The following is a 16,849-nucleotide window of genomic DNA, read 5'->3' as shown; positions in this document are numbered from 1 at the left end:
CAGGCGACCACCGAGGTGAGCAGCCCCTCGAGTTCTTCTATGACATCGTCGAGCGCCGTCGTGGATCGATTGACCCGGCACAGGATCACCGCGCCTTCGATGGCGGCGATCGCCATGGTGGCCAGCCGAACGGCGCGCTCGGATTCGACACCGTCGGCTTCCAGCGCGGTGACGAGGGTGGCTTGCCACCGTTGGATGATGCCCGCGACCGCCGGTTGCAGGTGCCGGTCATCGGGCGAGCTGCCGACTGCTACCGAGACGACCGGGCAGCCTGCCTCGAAGTCGGACTGCGCGAGCAGGGTGTTCCAGAACTGCCCGAATCGCCGCAACGCCGCGACCGATCCCTGCTCCACCGCCTTGTCGATGATGGTGCCGATGGCGTCACCGGCCAGCGCGAGCGACTCGGTCATGATCTGGGCGCGTCCACCGCGGAAGTGATGGTAGACCGATCCGCGCGGTGCCTCACTGCGCGCCAGCACGGCGTCGATGGTCACCCCGGCCGAGCCACGTTCGCGAAGGAGCTCGACAGCGCTGTAGAGCATCTTCTGCCGGGTGTCGGTGCGGGCTCCCATGTCGTCGCGCTCCTTACGGGATTCGGGTCAACTCAGCAATACTATGCTACTTGGCATAACATTATGCTATGTTGCCTAGCATACTTTCGTCGAAGGGGTGTGACATGGCCGAACCGAAGGCGACCGCGTGTGTGCTGTGCGAGTGCAACTGCGGGATCACCGTCGAGGTGGCGGGTCGCCGCTTGGCGAAGATCCGCGGCGACAAGGCGCATCCGGCATCGGAGGGCTACACCTGCGAGAAGGCGATGCGCCTGGACCTGTACCAGAACGGCGCCCACCGCCTCACCACCCCACTGAAACGCCGGCCCGACGGCACCTACCAGGAGATCGACTGGAACACAGCGATCGATGAGATCGCCGCGAAACTCTCCGCCATCACCGACGAACACGGCGGAGACAAGATCTTCTTCTACGGCGGTGGCGGCCAAGGTAACCACCTCGGGGCCGCCAACGCGGCCGGGCTGCGCGGGGCACTGGGCTCGATCTATCACTCCAATGCGCTGGCACAGGAGAAGACCGGGGAGATCTGGGTCGACGGCCGCCTGTACGGCGGTCACACCAAAGGCGATTTCGAACACGCCGAAGTACTGGTGTTCGTCGGCAAGAACCCCTGGCAATCACACAGCTTTCCGCGGGCCAGACCGGTACTCAAGCAGGTAGCCGCCGACCCGACCCGTTCGATGATCGTGATCGATCCGCGCGTCAGCGAAACCGCGGCGATGGCCGAGCACCACTTGCGGGTGTTGCCGGGGCGCGACGCCTGGCTGATGGCCGCACTGGTCGCGGTGATCGTGCAGGAAGACCTGGTCGACGCCGACTTCATCGCCGCGCACACCACCGGCTACGACGAGGTCCAGGCGGCGTTCCAGTCCTGCGACATCACGGATTTCGCGACGATCAGCGGTGTCGGCGAAGGCGAGGTCAGGGCGGCAGCGCGCCGGATCGCGACCGCGTCGAGCGTGTGCGTCTACGAGGACCTCGGCATCCAGCAGGCGCCCAACAGCACCCTGGTGTCCTACCTGAACAAACTCCTGTGGATCGTCACCGGCAACTTCGGCAGACCCGGCACCATGTACCTGCACTCCTCCTTCGCGATGCTGACCGGCGGTTCCGGGTCCGGATCACCGCGCAAGAAGCCGAGCGCACTGGCCCGCGCGCAGAAGCGGTTGACGGCGCGGACCGTCACCGCGGCGGCCACGGCGATCAGCGCGACGTTGCCCACCCTCGCCCGGGTGACTCCGCTGCGCGCGCGGGTGGAGGCCGGGGCCTCGGCCCTGCTCGACGCGATGGTTCCCCTGGCGGGCGGGATGCTCGGCAGCGGCGGTAGTGGCGGCGGTGGCCGGACCTCACCGGTCACCGGCGCCAAGATCATCGGCGGCCTGATCCCCTGCAATTCGATAGCCGACGAGATTCTCACCGACCACCCGAATCGCTTCCGCGCGATGTGGATCGACTCGTCCAACCCGGCGCATTCCCTCGCCGATTCGCCCCGCTTCCGGGCCGCGATGCGCGCACTGGACTTGTCGGTCGTGATCGATGTGGCGTTCACCGAAACCGCGCGTGAGGCCGACTATGTGCTGCCCGCCGCCAGCCAGTACGAGAAGCCCGAAGCGACGTTCTTCAACTTCGAATTCCCGCGCAATGTCGTTCACCTCCGCAAACCGCTCATGGAGCCGCTCGACGGCACGCTGCCCGAACCCGAGATCTACGCGCGGGTACTTCGACGCATGCGGGTCCTCGACACCGACACCGTCGCCCGGCTCCGACGCGCCGCGCAGACCGGCCGTGACACCTTCGGCGCGACCTTCCTGGCCACCGTCGCCGCTGATCCCGCCCTCGGAAAGATCGCTCCGTACTTGTTGTACGAAACGCTCGGCACCACGATGGCGCCACAGATGAGGGGCGCCGCGGTGCTGTGGGGCATCAGTCAGATATGTGCGATGTCGAACCCGAAAGCCGTTGCCCGAGCGGGCTTCACCGGTACCGGCCTGACGCCGGGCAACCGGCTGTTCGACGCGATCATCGAATCCCCGACCGGCGTGGTCTTCACCGACGACACCTGGGATGACGTCTGGCACTACGTCAAACGCAAGGACCGCCGCTTCACCATCGACATCGACAATCTGCTCGACCAGGTCCGCCGGCTGCCCACCGCGCGCACGGCGTGGACGACCCCGGAGTTCCCGCTGGTCCTGGCCGCCGGTGAGCGGCGCTCGTTCACCGCCAACACGATCTTCCGCAACCCCGACTGGCGTCGCCGTGACCGCGACGGCCACCTCCGGATCAGCGCCGAGGATGCCACCGCCTTGCGGCTGACCGACGGCGCCCCGGCACGACTGGTCACCGCGAATGGATCCGCCACCGTGATCGTCGAGGTCAGCGACATGATGCGGGCAGGAAACATCGCCCTGCCCAACGGTTTCGGCCTCGACTACCCCACCGGCGACGGAACAACGACCAGTGCCGGGGTCTCCCCCAACGAACTGACCGGCCTCGAACTCAAAGACGCCTTCGCAGGCACCCCATGGCACAAACATGTCCCGGCCCGGCTCGAAGCACTCGAAGAAATCCCGACCGCATGACCTACGTGATCGCCGAACCCTGCGTCGACGTCAAAGACAGAGCCTGCATCGAAGAGTGCCCGGTGGACTGCATCTACGAGGGCGACCGGATGCTCTACATCCAGCCCGACGAATGCGTCGACTGCGGTGCCTGCGAACCGGTCTGCCCGGTCGAGGCGATCTTCTTCGAGGACGACGTCCCCGACCAGTGGACGGGCTACACGCAGACGAACGTGGACTTCTTCGACACGATCGGTTCCCCCGGTGGCGCCGCCAAATTCGGGAAATACGACGGAGATACCCCGTTCGTGGCCGGTTTGGCGCCCAACACCGTCGACGGCTGAGCCCGGTGACACTGCCGCTCAGCACACGCGTCGCGTCTCGATGAATGTCGACGGGAACTGCTGGTGTGCGAGCCGGTCTGTTAGTTCCCACAGAACGCGGCCTGCTCACGCCGTTCCGCGGTCCGCGCCGGGCGGCTTTCGATAGCGTCGACCCATGTGGAGACACCGGCGGTGGACTCGACGGCAGACTCTGTCGATGGGAGCCCTGCTGGTCGGTGGAGCGTTCTCGGGCGCGGGGGCCTCGGCCGTGTCACATGCCGAAGAAGACCCCGGCGTCCGATACCAGGGGTACTCCGCCGACGATCGGGCGAAGCCCTATGCGCGGTTCATGGCCGCACGAACCGCACCCGCACCGGCATCAGTGCTCACCACCTACGACGGTCCGCCGGTGCCGCCGAATACCATTCCGGATTTTTCGGCACTTTCGCACGATCTCGCCGCCCATGGCTACTCTCCGGTCGAGACCGGATACGGACAGACCGCGAGCGGGATGGTGTGGGCGGCAGTACGCACCGATATGCCGAATGTCTCTGCGGCGATGTGGGATTGGTGGTTCGGCTGGCATTCGGCGGAATCGGCGAGATACAAGCTGTGGCATCCTGACGCACACCTGTATGCCGGAATAAGCGTGGACAAGACCGGCCACGCGGTGCCGGATCGCGCGAAGTACGTCGGCAATATCTCCTATGTCGATGAGTACGTCGGCCCGAAACTACAACAGCTGGCTATCGCTTTTCTCGATCCACAGGACCACGGATTCGATGTACCCGCTGGACACACAGTGATTTTCGGACGGGTAGGCAGCAGCGTGGCGCCCGTCGATCTGGGGTGGCTCGCGCATCAGGTTCGGCCCGTTCCCGGCGGATGCGAAATGCGCAGCCGCTTCTATCTCAACCACTACGGGCTCCACAGCCCCGACCTGGTCCAAGCCGCACAAGCCATCAGCCGGGGCGCCTCGGTCGACGCAGCGGATCTCGTCCTCGGCACCGATCTCGCCCGCGATCTCCTGCTGCACTGCGGGCAGGAGATGCACCACCTGGCCCAATTCCTGCCCGATCTCTACAGGGAATTCGCGAACACGTAGGGAGCGGTGCTGGTCAGCCTCACCCGCTGCGCGTCGCCACGGACAGATCGATCAGTGATTCCGGCCTACTACCGTTCACTGAACCGATAGCATTACCGTTGCCCCATTGGTAGCCTCTTCGAGAGGCTCCCCCAGTCCTCACCGCGCTGCACGTGTGAGCGTCGACCAGCTCCCAGCCGAGCTGCGCCGAGGCCACGACCACTCCGGACCTGAGGATTGCGCCGTCTCCTTCGCGATTCCAGATCGAGGTACACCATGACCGTGGACCAGCGCCCACTCGAAGAGTTGGGTTACTACCTGTTGGCGGGCTCGGGCGGGGGCGGTCCGGCACGCCTGATCGAAGATGCGCGCAGGGGTGAGGAACTCGGGCTCGGCACAGCGTTCATCTCTGAACGCTGGAACGTCAAAGAGGCCGCGTCGCTCACCGGCGCGGCCTGCGCGGTGACAGAGCGAACCAGGGTGGCCACTGCCGCGACCAACCACAACACGCGCCACCCTTTGGTCACCGCGTCGTGGGCCACGACCATGCACAGGCTCTCCGGGGGCCGGTTCACTCTCGGTATCGGGCGGGGCGTCGCGGCGATGTACTCCGCGTTCGGCATCCCGGCGGTGACCACCGCTCAGATGGAGGATTGGGCCCACGTCATGCGACGGCTGTGGCGGGGGGAGGCGATCATCGGCCACGACGGCCCACTGGGCTCCTACCCCGTACTCTTTCTCGACCAGAGCTTCGATGAGGACATTCCACTCGCGCTGGTCGCGTTCGGTCCGAACACCTTGGCGCTCGGCGGACGGGTCTTCGACGATGTCATCCTGCACACCTACTTCTCACCGGAGACTCTGCGACGGTGTGTGCGGACGGTCAAGCTCGCTGCTGAGAAGGCCGATCGCGATCCCGATTCGGTGCGGGTCTGGTCATGCCTGGCAACCGTGGGCGACCATCTGCCAGAAGAGCTTCGCTTGAAGAAGACCGTCGCCCGGCTGGCGACATATCTGCAGGGATACGGGGACCTGATGGTGCGCACGAACGGCTGGGATCCGGGCGCGCTGCGGCGGTTCCGCGAAGACCGGGTCGTCACCTCGATCGCCGGTCCGATCGACGGGGTCGCGACCGCCGACCAGATCGAGCACATCGCGGCGATACTGCCCTCGGAGTGGCTGGCATCGGCGGCCACCGGCACGCCGAGGCAATGCGCCGACCGAATACGCGAGGAATTCGGTAACGGCGCCGACCGCGTGATCCTGCACGGCGCGACTCCCGAAGAACTCGCGCCTGTCGTCGCCGCGTACCGAGACAGCGACACAGTGAGGATCTCGAAATGAGTGCGACCGTACCGATTCCGCGCCGCGCCGCCGACATCACCAGCCACTGGCTGCAGGCGGTGCTCGGACCGGAGGCAGACGTCGTCGAGGGTGTCGAGATCTGCCCGATCGGCACCGGCCAGACCGGGGCGACGTTCCGGATCACGCCACGCTATGCACACAGCGAGCACGAATTCCCGTCGACCTTCGTCATCAAACTGCCCGCCGACGACGACGGTGTGCGGGCGGGCGTCACGCTCGGCTATCTCAGCGAGATCACCTTCTACAGACAAGCCGCTACGCAGACGAGCGTGCCGACGCCACGCTGCTTCTACAGCGACATCACCGAGGACGGGACCGAATTCGCCCTGCTCCTCGCCGACCTGTCCCCCGCCGTCCCCGGCGACCAGATCGCGGGCTGCGGGACCGATGCGGCGTACCAGGCCGTGTCCGCGCTGGCCGGTCTACACGGGCCGAGTTGGCGCGATCCACGCTGGCTGGACCTCGCCGTAGCGATGCCCAAACCGGGCGACACCGCAGCGGCAGGCGGCCTCGGCGACGTGGCGCGGATGGCCGCCGACATCACGCTCGACAAGCTCGGCGCGCGCATGGATCATCGCGACCGTGAAACCTTCTCCGAGGCCCTGGGTCTGGTGACACCCTGGCTGCAGGCCGGCTCCGACACCGGCCGATTCGCGTTGCTGCACGGAGACTACCGACTCGACAACCTCATGTTCGATACCGCGACGAGCAGCGTCAGCGTGGTCGACTGGCAAACGCTCGGCGTCGGGTTGCCCGCGCGCGATCTCGCCTACTTCACCGCGACCGGCCTGAACCCCGACGCGCGATCGGCGTGCGAGAACAGCCTCGTCGACGTGTACCACCGGAGACTGCTCGAGTACGGCGTCACCGGATATACCCGCGAAACATGCTGGCAGGATTATCGATTCGGAATGGTGCAGGCCCCGCTGATCATCGCCCTCGGCGCCGCCTTCGCGACACCGACAGCGCGCGGCGAAGAGGTTTTCCTCGTCATGCTGGAGCGCAGCTGCCGGGCGATTCGCGACCTGGGGACACTCGCATTGATCAGCGCTGCCGACTGACGCGCGTCGACCGCGAACCGCTGTGAAGCCGGACTTGCGCGAGGCGCTACTGAAAGAGGTACAGTAAGTCAAACGTTAGTGCCGACGATGGTCTTCCTGGAGGTCTTCCCGGCGCGGTCCGTGCCGGATGCCGATCGCCCGGTTCGACGACGGACCGCCCGGCGAGACCACCGGTTGCGAAAGGACGAAGAATGACAAAGCTGGACTATCTGGCGGTCGATGTCGACAACCACTACTACGAACCACTGGACGCGTTCACCCGCCATCTGCCCAAAGAGTTCAAGCAGCGCGGGGTGCAGATGGTCAACGACGGAAAGCGGACGCTGGCGATAATGGGCGGAAAGGTCAACCAATTCGTCCCCAACCCTACGTTCGACCCGATCATCGAGCCCGGGTGCCTCGATCTGCTGTTTCGCGGTGAGATTCCCGAGGGCGTCTCTCCGGCCTCGTTGATGAAAGTAGACCGCCTGTCCGAGCACCCCGAATACCAGAACCGCGACGCTCGCGTGACGGTCCTGGATCGGCAGAACCTCGAAACTGTCTTCATGCTGCCGACCTTCGCCTGCGGGGTAGAGGAAGCGCTCAAGCACGACATTCCCGCGACGATCGCCTCGGTCCACGCTTTCAACCTGTGGCTCGACGAGGACTGGGGATTCGACCGTCCCGACCACCGCATCATCTCGGCGCCGATCATCTCCCTCGCCGATCCGGCGGCGGCGGTCGAGGAGGTCGAGTTCGCGCTGAGCCGCGGCGCCAAGATGGTGCTCGTGCGCCCGGCACCGGTACCCGGTGTGACACGCCCGCGATCCCTCGGGGACCCTCTGCACGACCCGGTGTGGGCCCGCCTGGCCGAAGCCGGCGTACCAGTCGGCTTCCACCTGTCCGACAGCGGATATCTCGCCATCAACGCACTGTGGGGCGGCACGGCGACGTTCGAGGGATTCGGCAAGAAGGATCCGCTCGATCAGATCCTGCTCGACGATCGCGCGATCCACGACACAATCGCCTCGATGATCGTGCACCAGGTGTTCACCCGCCACCCGAAGCTCAGAGTGGTGAGCATCGAGAACGGCTCGTACTTCGTCTACCGGTTGATCAAGCGCTTGAAGAAGGCCGCGAACACTGCTCCTCACCACTTCACCGAGGATCCGGTGGAGCAGCTGAAGAACAATGTCTGGATCGCGCCCTACTACGAAGACGACGTCAAACTGCTCGCCGCGACGATCGGCGTGGACAAGGTCTTGTTCGGCTCCGATTGGCCACACGGCGAGGGGCTCGCCGATCCGACGACCTTCACCGCGGACATTCCGCAGTTTCCGGAATTCTCGTATGAGGACACCCGGAAAGTAATGCGCGACAACGCTCTCGAACTTATCGGCTCGAATGTCGCTCAGGAGTCACCCAGCCGATAGCGCGAAATATGCGGCTCCCCGTCACCGACGGGGAGCCGCATTGCGTATTCGGGATGTTGCACGGTTCGGGTAGGACTATCGGCGAGCAGTCACTTCACAGTAAACCTGGTTACGTCGAGAATCAGCACGACGCGATCGTAGACATCATCGGGCAGCCCGGCGTCGACGTCACCGTACAACTCGCTCAGCTCACGATAGAAGACCCCCTCATCGTCTCCCAAGACCGTGACCAGCCATCCCTGTGTCTCCAGCGACCTGGTCGGCGCATCGGGGTCGGTGATGAGGAACGAGTAGTTCGGGTTCGCCTGCAAGCTGGTGAACTTGCGTCGCGGGATCGTATGGCTCATCCGCAGGTGCGCGCCGTCCCAGGTGAAGCGCATGGGCGACAGGTCAGGCGAACCCTGCGGGGTCACGGTTCCGAGAACACCGACGATCGGTCGCTGAAGCAGGTCTTCGTATTCCGTAGGCACCCTTGAGGTCATGAGAGTCTCCACCATCGATTCGCAGTGAGATACACGATTCCGCACCGGCGCGCTGGTCGTCGCCGCGGCAGAATCCGAATACCGATATAGTTACTGTATAGATTACAGTATGCCGCGTCGCCCTGCGATGACCTCTGCCCCGAATCTCTTCACGAACTGCGTAGCGGCGGCCGGGCTGGAACCGTCGACGTGCACAACAGCCCAGGTGGCGCCACGCTTTTCGAGGTCGTCCAGATAGCCCGACGCCGCCAGGACCGTATCGGTATCACCGAAGTCCAGGTGCGGACATACGACCTGGATGTCGACCGCGTCGGCATCTCGGCCCGCTGCCGCCAGACCGTGGCGCAGGTCGGCCACCGCGGCACCGAACGCCTCGACGCTCTCGATAGCGGTCGTTCGCATAGCAGCGGCCATGCCGGCATCGGCGATGATCGGCATCCACCCGCTGCCGTGCCGGACGACGCGGCGCCGAGCCGCCCTGCCGTTACCGCCGATCCACAGCGGCGGGTGCGGGCGCTGCGCCGGAGACTGCAACCACAGCGGCCCCGGCGCGCCGAAACCCACTCCCGCGACCGGCGTTTCAGGGTCGGCCCAAATGCGCCGCAGCGCATCCAGCGCTTCGTCCAGCAGCTCGCCGCGCCGGTCATGATCGACGCCGACAGCAGCGAACTCGGCCCGCAGGTATCCGGCTCCGACACCGGCGATCAACCGACCACCCGAGACGATGTCCAGACTGCCCAGCGCTTTCGCGGCGAGGTAGGGGTTACGGAACGGCAGTACATATAGATTTGTGAGCAATCGAATACGCGTGGTGAACCCCGCCATATAGCTCAGTGCCGCGATCGGGTCGAGAGTGTTGTGACCCCCGTTGTGCCGCCACTTCAACGACGGCGCCGGGTGTTCACTGAGCGCCACCGCGGCGAAACCGGACTCCTCGGCTTGGCTCACCACATCACGAATGACCGCGGGGTCCAAGAACGCGTCGGATGCCGTCGGGAGCTCGGCGGGATACTCGAGAACGTACTTCATTGCGCGAATTCCTTTGTCCAGATCACCGCGCACGTCGTTCGCGCACGACAGCGTGCCACTGGCCGACGAACCACGTCGAGCGCAACAGTGGCCAACTCGGTCTTTCTTACTGTATAGCTTACAGTACAATGGTGCGCCAGAGTGGCGTGGTGACGAGCGATGAGGTGAGCTGTGCACATCCCTGTTCAGGACGAGTCGGAAGGTCCGCTTGCCGGGATCACGGTCGTCACCCTCGAACAAGCGGTGTCGGCACCGATGTGCACGCGCACACTGGCCGATCTGGGTGCCCGGGTGATCAAGATCGAGAACCCCCGCGGCGGCGACTTCGCGCGACATTACGACGACGTGGTCCACGGGCTCGCCGCGCACTTCGTCTGGGCCAACCGCGGCAAGGAGTCGATCACTCTCGACCTCAAGAATCCGGACGGGATGACGGTCCTGCACCGACTGCTCGACACGGCGGATGTCTTCGTCGCCAACCTGGCACCGGGGGCGACCGCGGCACTGGGTATCTCACCGGTCCAACTCGCACAGCGACACCCGGACCTGGTGGTGATGGAGATAGACGGATACGGCGCGGGGGGACCGCTGTCACACAAACGCGCCTACGACCTGTTGATCCAGGCAGAGTCCGGAGTCTGCGCCGTCACCGGCTCGCCAGGGGCACCGGCCAAGCCGGGCCCGCCCATCGCGGATGTGAGCTCGGGCCTGTATGCCGCGCTGACGATCCTGGCGATGATCTGCGCCAGACGATCACCCGGTGCGCGCACCGGCGGCACCGCCGAGCCTGCCCCGTTCACCCACGCATCGGTGAGCTTGTTCGATACCGCCGCCGAATTGATGGGCTACCAACTCACCTACACCCGCCATACCGGTGTCGATCAGCAACCGCTCGGGATGAGTTCCCCCGCCGTCGCACCGTACGGCGCCTACCGAACCTCGGACGGCGAGACCGTGGTTCTCGGCACCACCAACGACCGCGAATGGCAACGCCTCGCCCGGGATCTGCTCGATCGGCCCGACCTCGCCGACGACCAGCGCTACGCGGGCAACCTCGACCGGGTCCGACTCCGGACCGAACTGGACAACGAGATCGCCCAGTGGTGTGCGAGCCATGACGCAGCCACCGTCCAAGCCCGGGCCGATGCGGCAGGCATCGGGAACTCTCGTTTCAGAACACCGCGCGAGGTCATCGCGCACCCTCATCTCGCGGCGCGCGACCGATGGCAAGAGATCAGCACTCCCGCAGGTTCGGTGACCGCCCTGTTGCCGCCTCCGGTCATCGCGGGCTTCGCGCCGCCGATGGGTGCGGTACCCGGTCTCGGCGAGCACACCGAGACAGTCTTGGCAGCAGCAGGATTCACACCTTCGGACATCGCGGAACTCCGTGATCGCGGTGCGATCGGCACGACCACTCCCGCCCCGTCCGCAGTGACGGCGACGAAAGGATGACCCTGTGACAGACGAGCCCGTACTGCTCATCGGCAACGCCGGCGGCGTGCGCACGCTAACGCTCAACCGCCCACGTCGCAAGAACGCGATCAGCACCCCCCTGTGGCACGCGTTGCGGGCGGCACTGCGTGACATCACGAGCGACCCCACGGTGCGGGCCGTTGTGCTCACCGGCGCGGGCGAATCGTTCTCCGCGGGAGCCGATATCGCCGCCACCGAGGGAATGGACGAGTTTCCGGATCCGGCTCGCGAATTGCGCACCATCAACGAGACCGTGCAGTTGCTGCACGAGCTGCGGGTGCCGACAGTGGCCAAGGTGCGTGGCGTTGCGGTCGGCGCGGGATGGAACCTCGCGCTGGCCTGCGATCTCGTTGTCGCGACCCCGCAGGCACGGTTCTGTCAGATCTTCGCCCGCCGTGCGCTGTCGGTGGATTGCGGTGGCTCGTGGTTGCTTCCCCGCCTCGTCGGTTTGCAACAGGCCAAGCGCCTGACCCTGCTGACCGAGATGATCACCGGCGAGCATGCCGAGGGGCTCGGACTCGTCACCTGGCTCCGGCCTGCCGAGACGATCGATGAGTTCGTCGACGAGATAGCGGGCAAACTGGCGGCCGGTCCGCCCGTTGCGTTGCGGCAGACCAAGAATCTGCTCAATGCCGGATCCGATCGAACGTTGTCCGAGGCGCTGGACGCCGAGGCGAAGGCCGCGGGCGTCAACCTCACCGGGGCCGACGTGATCGAGGCCTTCGCCGCCTTCGCCGAAAAGCGTGAACCGGTGTACGCCGCCGCCGATCAGCAAGTCGCGCTATGACCGGTCGAAAACTCGGGCAGCCGCGTCGCCGACGCGAACGAGGATCGCTCAATCCCGCGGACATCATCGACGGCGCATTCGAACTCGCCGAACAGGTCTCGGTCGACGGGCTCAGCATGCCGCTACTCGGCAAACATCTCGATGTCGGCGTCACAAGCATCTACTGGTATTTCCGCAAAAAGGACGACCTGCTCAACGCCATGACCGATCGCGCGCTGCGCCAGTTCATCTACGCGGCGCCCTACCCTGCCGTCGACGCGCACGACTGGCGCGAGTCGCTGTCGCGCCACGCGCGCACCATGCGCCGCGCCTTCTTGAACAATCCGATCCTGTGCGACCTCGTGCTGATCCGTTCGGCGCTGAGTCAGCACGCGGCGAGGTTGGGAGCCGAGCAGGTGGAGCGCACGGTCGCGAGCCTGGTGAAGGCCGGGCTCTCGGTCGACGAGGCGTTCACCGTCTACTCAGCGGTCAACCTGCATGTGCAGGGCTCGGTTGTCCTGCAACGACTCCACGACAAGAACCAGGAGCTGGGCAGCGATGCGACCGCCTACTACGACGTCATCCACGTCGACCCCGAGACGACTCCGTTGCTGGCGGCCGCCATGGCCAAGGGCAGGCGGACCGGAGCTCCGGACGATCGAAATTTCGAATGGGGGCTGGAATGCATCCTGGATCACGCGAAGCGGGCGATGGAGGAGCAGAGCCGGTGAGACAGCCGAAGGATCCAGCCCTCACACCCGCGATCACCGCCGCCCTCGGTGCCGCGGGCGCCGGCCTGGCCGACCGAGTCCGCGCCGATATCCTGCACAGCTCGCGACCGGTGTTCGGCTTCTACCTCGCGCAGACGTTGGACTCGCTCACCACCAGGCTCGCCGACGGCACGAGCCCGCGGCCGGAAACACCAGCCCAGCAGCTGTGTCTGCACCTGATGATCGCCCACGTCCAGCAGCGCTGCGCACTGCCCGGATTGGATCGAGCTCGCGCCGCCCTGCTGCCCGACACGTCCCACGAGATCCTCGCCCGGATACTGGGTGCCTCCGGAAACATCGCCGCGACCTATGATTTCGATGCCCTCGGCCACGCCTTGGCAGTGGGCGGTATGGGTGCGTTCTTCGCGCCGTTCGACTCCGACGAGATGGTGGCCTGAGCGTCCGTGGACGAACCTACCGACTTTCATCCCGACCTGCGCTTTGCCCGATACCTGCCACGCACGGTCGTCGGATCACGGTCGGTGGGTCTCATCCGGAAACTGACGGCTCGTAGCGGCAGCCGACCACCGTCCGAAGGCGTGCTCGAGCGGGTCGACGCGAATGTCACGGTCCGGCTGTTCCGGCCCGACGGCGCGCGACCGAAAGCACCGGCGGTGCTGTTCGTGCACGGCGGCGGGTACCTCATCGGCAATGCGGCGATGGGCGACGGATTCTGTCGGCGGGTCGCCGGCGAACTCGGTGCGGTCGCGGCATCGGTCGAGTACCGGCTGGCGCCGGAACACCCGTTCCCCGTCCCGCTCGAGGACTGCTACGCGGCGCTGCGCTGGCTCGCGGCTCGATCCGATGTGGACGCTCGCCGGATCGCGCTCGTCGGCGAGAGCGCGGGCGGCGGGTTGGCCGCCGCGTTGGCCCACCTCTGCACGTGGAGTGCCGAGGTGAGCCCCGTTCTCCAGGTGCTGTCCTATCCGATGCTCGACGACCGGACCACCGCCCGCACCTACCCCACTCCCGGCCGGTTACGTCTGTGGAACGAACGGAGCAACCGGCTCGGCTGGCGTTCCTACCTCGGCAGTGCCAGCGGCGACACCGTATCGCCCCTGGCGGTTCCGGCCCGCTGCGACGACATGACCGGGCTCGCGCCGGCCTGGATCGGCGTGGGGACCAACGATCTCTTCTACGCCGAAGACCTCGCCTATGCCGAACGCCTCCGGCAGGCCGGCATTCGGTGCACCCTGCGGGTAGTGCCCGGCGCCTACCACGGCTTCGACCTGGTCGAGCGGCGCACGCCGGTCGCGCGTGCCTTTCGGCGAGCCCGGCTGGATGCCCTCGACGACGCGCTCAACGGCGGGGCAGACCCAACGTAAGCCGGTGAAGTGTGCTCCGTTTCCCTCGGCAGGCGATGCTTGCTACCTTGTTCAGTACGTTCAACGGTAATACATACCGTATTTCAAACAGTATAGAACCGAAGAGGGAATGCGAGATCCCATGAGCGAGACCGTACGATCGGCGGCACAGCCTTTGGCCGGGCTTCGGGTGGTGGAGATCTCCAGTTTCGTCGCCGCTCCGCTGGCGGGAATGACACTGAGCCAACTCGGTGCCGACGTGATTCGGGTCGATCCCCTCGGCGGGGCGGCCGACTACCATCGGTGGCCGCTCACCGACGACGGTGCGAGCATCTACTGGACCGGTCTCAACAAGGGCAAGCGCTCCGTCGCGGCGGACCTGCGCGGCTCCGCCGGGCAACAACTGATCTCGAACCTGATCACCGACGGTGGACCAGGCGGTGGCATCCTGCTCACCAACACCGTGGGCCGGGACTGGCTCGACTACGACACTCTCGCCGAGCGGCGACCCGATCTGATCCGGCTCGAGATCCTCGGGCGTGCCGATGGTTCGACCGCGGTGGACTACACCGTCAACGCCGCCATCGGCTTTCCGATGGTTACCGGCCCGGCCGAGCACGCGGGGCCGATCAATCAGGTTCTGCCCGCCTGGGATCTGCTCTGCGGCCTGTACGCCGCGCTGGCGATCACCGGGGCCGTGCGGCACCGCGAGGCGACCGGAGAAGGCAGCAGGATCACGTTGCCGCTGGAGGATGTCGCACTGGCGACGGCGGGAAACCTCGGTTTTCTCACCGAGGCGATGCTGTGCCAGACGCCGCGGCCGCGCCTCGGCAACGCCATCTACGGCCAGTACGGTCAGCATTTCAGTGCGGCCGACGACGCCACGTTCATGATCGTGGCCCTCACCTCCCGCCACTTTCACGCGCTCACCGAGCTCACCGGAACTCGCGCCGCCGTCGACGCGCTGGCCACGGCCCTCGACGCCGACTTCACCGACGAGGGCGCCCGCTACCACCATCGTGATGTCCTCACCGGCCTGTTCACGCCGTGGTTCCGGGCCCGCAGCGGCGTCGAGATCACCGCCGCCCTCGAACAGACCTCGATCCTGTGGGAGCGCTACCGGACGTTTCACGAGGTCGTGACCGACCCACGGGTCACCGCCAATCCCTTGTTCGCGTCGTTGCTGCAACCCGGCATCGGCACCTACCTCGCGCCCAGTGCGCCTGCGTCGGTCGACGGCGCCCACACCGCGCCGCAAGCGGCTCCACGGCTGGGTGAACACACCGAACAGGTCTTACGCGACCGGCTTCACCTGTCGCCGGCCGACCTCGCGCGATTGCGCGAGGCGGCCGTCATCGCGACCGAGAGTTGATCTCGCGGCGAGAACGCGCTCTCGCTAACGACCGGGTGTCGCGAATACCGCGGTGGTATCTATGGTCTTCACATCGACCACCGAGCCGTCTTCTTCCGCTTTGCCGAGCAGGGCATTGCCACTGCAGATGTTCGGACCGAACGAGATCGGTTTGGTTCCGCATTGGAACGTCGATGCGGGGGTGAGAGGGAGCGGTTCGGGTTCTGCCATCGAACCGAGACGGGCCGCGACCGTCGCGCGAGTGATCTCGCCCGCCATCCCGTCCAATGCGGACCGGAGCCCCAGGATCGCCATATAGGGCGCTGCGGCCGTGTCCGGCATCTTGGCACCTGATCCGTCGACCACCGCTTCGAAGAGCTTCGTCTCTTTCGAGACAGGGTCGACGACACTATTGGCGACGACGAGCAAATCCTGGTAGCCGCCGGGGATCTGCGACGCGATCTCGGAATCGCCGACGCATTGGTTGACCGTCATCACCGGCTGGGTCGCGTTCAGCGTCCGCATGGCCTTGATCGCCGCCGCGCAGAACGAGACATCGCCGAGCAGGTGGAACATATCCGGCTTATTCTCGAGTGCGGCTTGAATCTGCGGCGTCATATCGGCGGTGCCGAGTGGGATCGCGACCACGTCGGCCTGCGCACCGGCATTTCCGAACGCGAGGGGACCGAGCTTGGTGAGCGGCTCCACCGCGACGGGCGAATCGACGGTCAGGACCGCGATCTTCTTGTAGCCGTTCTGTTTCGCATACGCCGCCGGTACGCCGATGAGCCCGTTCAGCGGGTTGCCCATCACGTAGGTGTTCGGCAGCACCATCGCTTGCCCGCCGCCGGCGAGTGCGAAATAGGGCTGGCGGAGGGCGAGGTGATCGTGGCGATGGTGTCGGAATTGCCGTAGTCACCGGTGACCACGGCGACAGCGTCGGACTGCACGAACTTGTTCGCGCAATTTCGAGCCAGGCTCACCTGGATCTCGTCCTCGCACGTGATGAGCTCGATCGGACGACCGTTGATCCCACCGAGATGGGTATTGACGTAGGCGACGGTCGCTTTCGCTACTTCGAGTTCCTCGGTGTGGACGGGCGCTCGGGGTCCGGTGGTGACGAACCCGAGCTTGATCGGCGCACCCGTTGCCTTGTTCTCCTGGCCGAGCACTGATCTGTCGACCGGAGCCGGCGAACCGCCGTCGCCGCTCGAACAGCCGGAGGCCGACAACGCCACTGCGAGCGCGACATACGGCAGGGCAGCCCACCGCTTCCGTAGGGAAAAGGACATGCTT

General features: G+C 65.9%; 17 protein-coding genes. 12 read left to right on the top strand and 5 right to left on the bottom strand.

What is annotated here, in order from left to right:
• On the bottom strand, positions 1-572 hold a 572-nt coding region (locus ACFQ9R_RS22500; RefSeq protein WP_378993002.1), incomplete at its 3' end, for a TetR/AcrR family transcriptional regulator.
• A 104-nt stretch (positions 573-676) separates the two neighbouring features.
• On the opposite strand from ACFQ9R_RS22500, the gene ACFQ9R_RS22495 reads away from it, so the two are divergent.
• From ACFQ9R_RS22495 to ACFQ9R_RS22470, 6 genes are all read left to right on the top strand, one after another.
• Positions 677-3,154: a molybdopterin-dependent oxidoreductase gene (locus ACFQ9R_RS22495; RefSeq protein WP_378993001.1), complete on the top strand. Its 2,478-nt coding sequence runs from the start codon at positions 677-679 to the stop codon at positions 3,152-3,154.
• Positions 3,151-3,477 (top strand): ferredoxin, encoded by a 327-nt coding sequence (gene fdxA, locus ACFQ9R_RS22490; RefSeq protein WP_378992999.1) that lies wholly within the window; start codon positions 3,151-3,153, stop codon positions 3,475-3,477. Before ACFQ9R_RS22495 ends, fdxA begins: the two co-directional genes overlap by 4 nt.
• Positions 3,478-3,673: 196 nt before the next feature.
• The gene (locus ACFQ9R_RS22485; protein ID WP_378992997.1) at positions 3,674-4,561 is read left to right on the top strand and encodes a DAPG hydrolase family protein; all 888 of its coding nucleotides are present in this window, start codon (positions 3,674-3,676) and stop codon (positions 4,559-4,561) included.
• A gap of 255 nt (positions 4,562-4,816) precedes the next feature.
• Positions 4,817-5,884, top strand: coding sequence for a TIGR03857 family LLM class F420-dependent oxidoreductase (locus tag ACFQ9R_RS22480; RefSeq protein WP_378992995.1), 1,068 nt, complete (start codon positions 4,817-4,819; stop codon positions 5,882-5,884).
• A complete protein-coding gene (locus tag ACFQ9R_RS22475; protein ID WP_378992993.1) occupies positions 5,881-6,966 on the top strand; it encodes a phosphotransferase family protein in 1,086 nt (361 codons plus the stop codon). The genes ACFQ9R_RS22480 and ACFQ9R_RS22475 overlap by 4 nt, the downstream gene beginning before the upstream one ends.
• A 191-nt stretch (positions 6,967-7,157) precedes the next feature.
• Positions 7,158-8,378, top strand: coding sequence for an amidohydrolase family protein (locus tag ACFQ9R_RS22470; RefSeq protein WP_378992992.1), 1,221 nt, complete (start codon positions 7,158-7,160; stop codon positions 8,376-8,378).
• An 89-nt stretch (positions 8,379-8,467) separates the two neighbouring features.
• Here ACFQ9R_RS22470 and ACFQ9R_RS22465 read toward each other — a convergent pair whose 3' ends face one another.
• Both ACFQ9R_RS22465 and ACFQ9R_RS22460 read right to left on the bottom strand, forming a co-directional pair.
• The gene (locus tag ACFQ9R_RS22465; protein ID WP_378992991.1) at positions 8,468-8,875 is read right to left on the bottom strand and encodes a pyridoxamine 5'-phosphate oxidase family protein; all 408 of its coding nucleotides are present in this window, start codon (positions 8,873-8,875) and stop codon (positions 8,468-8,470) included.
• Between the two features lie 87 nt (positions 8,876-8,962).
• On the bottom strand, positions 8,963-9,889 hold the full coding sequence (locus tag ACFQ9R_RS22460) for a TIGR03619 family F420-dependent LLM class oxidoreductase (protein ID WP_378992989.1): 927 nt from the start codon (positions 9,887-9,889) through the stop codon (positions 8,963-8,965).
• Between the two features lie 255 nt (positions 9,890-10,144).
• On the opposite strand from ACFQ9R_RS22460, the gene ACFQ9R_RS22455 reads away from it, so the two are divergent.
• The 6 genes from ACFQ9R_RS22455 to ACFQ9R_RS22430 all read left to right on the top strand — a co-directional run bounded on the left by ACFQ9R_RS22455 (position 10,145) and on the right by ACFQ9R_RS22430 (position 15,574).
• Entirely contained in the window at positions 10,145-11,341 is a 1,197-nt protein-coding gene (locus tag ACFQ9R_RS22455; protein WP_378993020.1) for a CaiB/BaiF CoA transferase family protein, read from the top strand.
• A 4-nt stretch (positions 11,342-11,345) separates the two neighbouring features.
• On the top strand, positions 11,346-12,149 hold the full coding sequence (locus tag ACFQ9R_RS22450) for an enoyl-CoA hydratase/isomerase family protein (RefSeq protein WP_378992988.1): 804 nt from the start codon (positions 11,346-11,348) through the stop codon (positions 12,147-12,149).
• Positions 12,146-12,859, top strand: a complete 714-nt coding sequence (locus ACFQ9R_RS22445) for a TetR/AcrR family transcriptional regulator (RefSeq protein WP_378992987.1) — start codon at positions 12,146-12,148, stop codon at positions 12,857-12,859. The genes ACFQ9R_RS22450 and ACFQ9R_RS22445 overlap by 4 nt, the downstream gene beginning before the upstream one ends.
• Entirely contained in the window at positions 12,856-13,296 is a 441-nt protein-coding gene (locus ACFQ9R_RS22440) for a hypothetical protein (protein WP_378992985.1), read from the top strand. The genes ACFQ9R_RS22445 and ACFQ9R_RS22440 overlap by 4 nt, the downstream gene beginning before the upstream one ends.
• Before the next feature lie 6 nt (positions 13,297-13,302).
• Positions 13,303-14,223 (top strand): alpha/beta hydrolase, encoded by a 921-nt coding sequence (locus ACFQ9R_RS22435; protein ID WP_378992984.1) that lies wholly within the window; start codon positions 13,303-13,305, stop codon positions 14,221-14,223.
• A gap of 121 nt (positions 14,224-14,344) precedes the next feature.
• Positions 14,345-15,574 carry a CoA transferase gene (locus ACFQ9R_RS22430; protein WP_378992982.1) on the top strand — a complete coding sequence of 410 codons (1,230 nt, stop codon included), beginning with the start codon at positions 14,345-14,347 and terminating at the stop codon, positions 15,572-15,574.
• A 24-nt stretch (positions 15,575-15,598) separates the two neighbouring features.
• On the opposite strand, the gene ACFQ9R_RS22425 is transcribed toward ACFQ9R_RS22430, so the two are convergent.
• Together ACFQ9R_RS22425 and ACFQ9R_RS22420 are read right to left on the bottom strand one after the other, a co-directional pair.
• Positions 15,599-16,387: an ABC transporter substrate-binding protein gene (locus ACFQ9R_RS22425; RefSeq protein WP_378992981.1), complete on the bottom strand. Its 789-nt coding sequence runs from the start codon at positions 16,385-16,387 to the stop codon at positions 15,599-15,601.
• The gene (locus tag ACFQ9R_RS22420) at positions 16,363-16,845 is read right to left on the bottom strand and encodes an ABC transporter substrate-binding protein (protein ID WP_378992980.1); all 483 of its coding nucleotides are present in this window, start codon (positions 16,843-16,845) and stop codon (positions 16,363-16,365) included. The genes ACFQ9R_RS22425 and ACFQ9R_RS22420 overlap by 25 nt, the downstream gene beginning before the upstream one ends.
• Positions 16,846-16,849: the final 4 nt, after the last annotated feature.

Origin of the sequence: Nocardia sp. NPDC056541 (assembly GCF_042794235.1) — a bacterium.
Classification (GTDB): Bacteria; Actinomycetota; Actinomycetes; order Mycobacteriales; family Mycobacteriaceae; genus Nocardia.
The sequence above is the reverse complement of the archived record's forward strand: the minus strand, read 5'-3'. Positions and strand labels throughout refer to the sequence as shown.